3 protein-coding genes are annotated in these 4373 nt (G+C 45.3%); 1 reads left to right on the top strand and 2 read right to left on the bottom strand.

The genetic code is table 11. The features are described from left to right. Positions 1-193: 193 nt before the first annotated feature. Positions 194-925, bottom strand: a complete 732-nt coding sequence (locus QUA20_RS19240; protein ID WP_333190667.1) for a WecB/TagA/CpsF family glycosyltransferase — start codon at positions 923-925, stop codon at positions 194-196. Positions 926-1127: 202 nt separating this feature from the next. Beyond that, positions 1128-1265 (bottom strand): hypothetical protein, encoded by a 138-nt coding sequence (locus tag QUA20_RS19245; RefSeq protein ID WP_333190668.1) that lies wholly within the window; start codon positions 1263-1265, stop codon positions 1128-1130. Between the two features lie 111 nt (positions 1266-1376). On the opposite strand from QUA20_RS19245, the gene QUA20_RS19250 reads away from it, so the two are divergent. Next, the coding region (locus QUA20_RS19250) for a glycoside hydrolase family 15 protein (RefSeq protein WP_333190669.1) at positions 1377-4373 on the top strand (2997 nt) is incomplete at its 3' end.

Consider the following 4373-nt stretch of genomic DNA (forward strand, 5'->3'; position numbering starts at 1 on the left):
GCTTACTTAAATGGCTTAATTGGTAAGCGAAGAAATGTTTGAGTATAAATACTCATCGCAAAAGTGACACGCTCCCTACGGGAATATACTGTATCATGTCACGTAAATTAACCACAATTATTGTAGCGGCGGGTTTACGCGCGATCGGCAATATCAGCCATAACTCCCGTAAACCCGATTCTAGCGGGAACTTTTAAGCTCGAAAATCTCCCAAAGCTTTCAATGCAAATTGTGGCAAAGCTAACATCCTGCGCCACCGCCAAGGTTCTTGATAAAGCCGGTACAGCCATTCTAAATGATTGTCGCAAAACCAAGCCGGCGCGCGGGTTTTTGTTCCCGCCCAAATATCGAAACTGCCGCCTACTCCCACCCAAATCGAATCAGGACAAAGGTGTCGGTGTTCGGCAATCCAAAATTCTTGGCGCGGCACTCCCAAGCCTACAAAAATCAGTTTTGGTTGCATTTTTTTGAGGCTTTCACGGAAGTCTTTCTCTTCATCTGCGGAAAGATAACCGTGTTGAGAAGCAATTGACAATCCGTTAACTTTTTGCTGCCAAGTTTCTGCCGCCGCAGCCGCCACTCCGGGGGAACCTCCAAAGAAAAAGAGTGGTTCTGAATCAGGCAATTTTCCGGCTTCTTGCAGCAGCGATTCTGCTAATTCAATCCCCGGATAGCGCTGCGCCGGTTTGCCGCGCATCCGCAAGTACAGCACCACTCCCGAACCGTCGGGAATCACCAATTCCGCTTTGCGGATTACATCCGCTAAAGCCGGATTTTGCTCGGCTTGCATCGCCATTTCTGCATTCAGCGTCACGACGTGACTTCCCAACCCTTGATGCAGGCGCTGCATCAGCCAACCTGCATAATCATCTAATATGTGAACTGGTAGTCCCAGCACTGAAAATTGCGGCTGCGATCGATCCATATTTTTTTCTTTGAGATTCCTACATACCTAGTTATTTAAATTAGCTTAGATTGGCGATCGATGCTAGACTACTTTTGGACGCAAAAAACCCGGTTTGTGCCACAAAGATTCTGTTAAGTCATCATTCCGTGGCCTAGAAACCGGGTTTTTTGTACACGGCGCGCAAGTCCATTAAAGTTAAGCTGCCAAATGCGATCGAGCATTAGTGTTCAATTTTTTTGACAGAGCCGTCAGCGTACCATTCCATCGGTACTAGCTCAATTTTACCATTAATTTTCACTGTAGAGTAGACAATTTTTACGAAAGGAACGGTGTTGTTATTGTTGTTGCGGCTAGACATGGCAATCACCTTTTTGTGTTTGCAAAACTTGAGAAATAATCTGAAATCTGATATATTTAAAAGTCTATTCACCGCGATTCGGCTCGCATCAGGAAAAACAAGGAAAACGAAATGGCGATCGCAACAACTCAGCGACAAACGAGGTTAGATTATTACTACCAGCAAATCAAAACCGTCATTCTCAAGCGTCAGAACCCAATTACGGGTTTGCTGCCGGCGAGTACCGCCGTTAACGCCCACGGCGACTACACCGATGCTTGGGTGCGCGACAACGTGTACAGCATTCTTGCAGTTTGGGGTTTGGGTTTAGCTTACCGCAAAATTGATGACGATCGCGGCAGAACATTTGAACTAGAACAAGGCACAGTCAAACTGATGCGCGGCTTGCTGTTTGCGATGATGCAGCAATCGAGCAAAGTAGAATATTTTAAAAATACTCAATCGCCGCTAGATGCCCTGCACGCTAAATATAATACTCAAACTGGAAGTATTGTTGTCGGCGATGACCAATGGGGACATTTACAGTTAGACGCGACATCTATATATTTGTTAATACTTGCTCAAATGACGGCTTCCGGGCTGCACGTAATTTTTACAATTGATGAAGTCAATTTTGTGCAAAATTTAGTTTACTACATCGGTAGAGCCTACCGCACGCCTGATTACGGAATTTGGGAAAGAGGCCATAAAATCAATCGCGGCAATGCAGAATTAAACGCCAGTTCAGTTGGCATGGCAAAAGCAGCGCTGGAAGCAATAAATGGGTTGGATTTGTTCGGAATTAAAGGTTCTCAAGCATCTGTTATTCACGTTTTGCCAGACGAAATTGCCAGGAGTCGCATAACTTTGGAATCGCTTTTGCCTCGCGAATCTAGTTCAAAAGAAGTAGATGCCGCTTTATTGAGCGTGATTAGTTTTCCGGCTTTTGCTGTTGAAGACCGACAATTAATAGAACGGACTCGGAATAAAATTATTGACAAATTGCAAGGAAAATACGGCTGCAAGCGGTTTCTGCGGGACGGACACCAAACAGTCTTAGAAGATGCCGATCGCCTGCACTACGAACCCACAGAATTAAGGCAGTTCGAGCACATTGAATGCGAGTGGCCGCTATTTTTCACTTATTTATTTTTGGACGGCATATTTCAGGGAAATCAAGCCCAAGTGCAAGAGTACCAGCAGCGTTTGGAATCTCTGGCAGTCGATCGCTCTGGTTTGCCACTACTACCAGAATTGTACTACGTGCCCGCCGAAAATATTGAAGCAGAAAAGTTAAATCCCAGCAGCCAGCAGCGCTTGCCAAATGAAAATATTCCCCTAGTTTGGGCGCAAAGTTTGTATTTTCTCGGTCAATTGCTGAACGAAGGATTAATCGCAGTTGGCGACATCGACCCGCTGGGAAGGCACTTATCAGTCGGCCAACACAGAGAACCTTTAGTGCAAATTGCACTGTTAGCTGAAGACGAAGATTTGCAAGCAGAATTAGCCGCTAACGGTATTGCCGCGCAAACCCCAAAACAGGTAGAACCTATTCAAGTCCGGCAGACTAAAGAATTATCAGCTATTTACACGCAAATTGGACGCAACGACCCATTAGGTTTAACCGGGCGCCCCGTGCGCCGTCTGCGGAGTTTAACAACTTCTCGGGTGTTTAAAATTCGCGAAGAGGCGATCGTATTTCTCCCCTCATTTTTGGACAGACAAGAATTTTACCTAACTCTAGACTACCATTTCCTAGTATCTAAAATCAAAAGCGAAATAGCTCATATTCACCGCCACTGGTATCAGTTGGGACGCCCCACGGTAACGCTGATGCTGACTCACACGATGCTGGAAACCGGCCGGGAAGCGTTGTTAGAATTAATGAAGGAATTCCGGGATGGACACTGTAACAACACGCCAGTTAAACTCGGAAATCTTAAGCAGTTAATGCTGACTGCTGGCACCGAAAGAATTGATTTCATGCACGATTTTGAATTTACCGAGTCTCCGGTGACAGGTGCAGTAGAAACGCGCAGCTATCTAACTTACAATCCTGAAAAAACTTGGCCTTTGGGTCACACGCAAGAATTTAAATTAGAGTGCGAAACTAATACTCAATTCTTGCTAACTAGCCTGCGCGATTCAGAAAATTTGTACGAACAAATTGAGTTGCTGCACACGTTAGTTCGCCTCAAAGGATTAAATTTTGATACAGGATTTGGAGGTGCGGCAGAAACAGTACAAGTTGTGGATTTACTTAACGAAGTTTATACAAAAGCTGGAGAAAGTTCGCAATCGAAAATCCAATGGGCTGTCATCCGCCATGCCGCAGGTTTGCTGGACAAGGTTGATATCAGCTTGTCCGATGCGGTGACAGATATTTTGGTGCGGCAAAAACAGATTGCTGTGGGGAAAGCCTACAGCGAAGATTCGATAATTTCGCGACCGGGTTCTTATACGGAAGTAATGGAAAAAATTCGCGGATTCTGCGGAGAAGACATTCGCGATCGAGTTCTCACCCAAGAAATTCTAATTTACCTCAGCGTCCTAATTAAAGCAGAACCGCAGTTATTTAAAGGTTTGCTGACACTGAGAGTTAGCTACTTTATTTTGCTTTTAACAAGCGAATTAGCCCGCGAATTAGGAGTGACGCAGAATGAAGCTTACGAACATTTAATGCAGCTAAGCCCTTTTGAAATCAATAATCGCCTGCGCCAAGTGTTGACAGAATACGAGGAAATGAATCAAATCCTCAAACAGCAAGAATCCCTGCGCGTCAAACAGCCGGAAAAAGATATTGAATGGGTAGTAGCGCCAGTTTCCGAAGAACCGCAAATGCCTGCGGGAGGATGGCGGCGGAAGCGGCAAATGGAAGGTACAGTCAATCGCGTACCGAAGGATTTTTATCCGAGTGTTTGGGGACTGCTGCGGCACTGCAAAGGCTTGATTATAGGCGACAAGTTAGAGCGCAAAAATCGCTTAGACAGCGACATTATTTTATCGGAAATGACACCTGGCGAAAAGAATTTTGCGCTACAAATAGAGCATTTGCTGAATAAAATTGGGGCGCCCGAATACCGACAAGTCAATATTGAGGCGCTGATGGAGTTGGCGGCAATTGGCCAG

This window comes from Microcoleus sp. Pol7_A1 (assembly GCF_036701085.1).
GTDB lineage: Bacteria > Cyanobacteriota > Cyanobacteriia > Cyanobacteriales > Microcoleaceae > Microcoleus > Microcoleus asticus.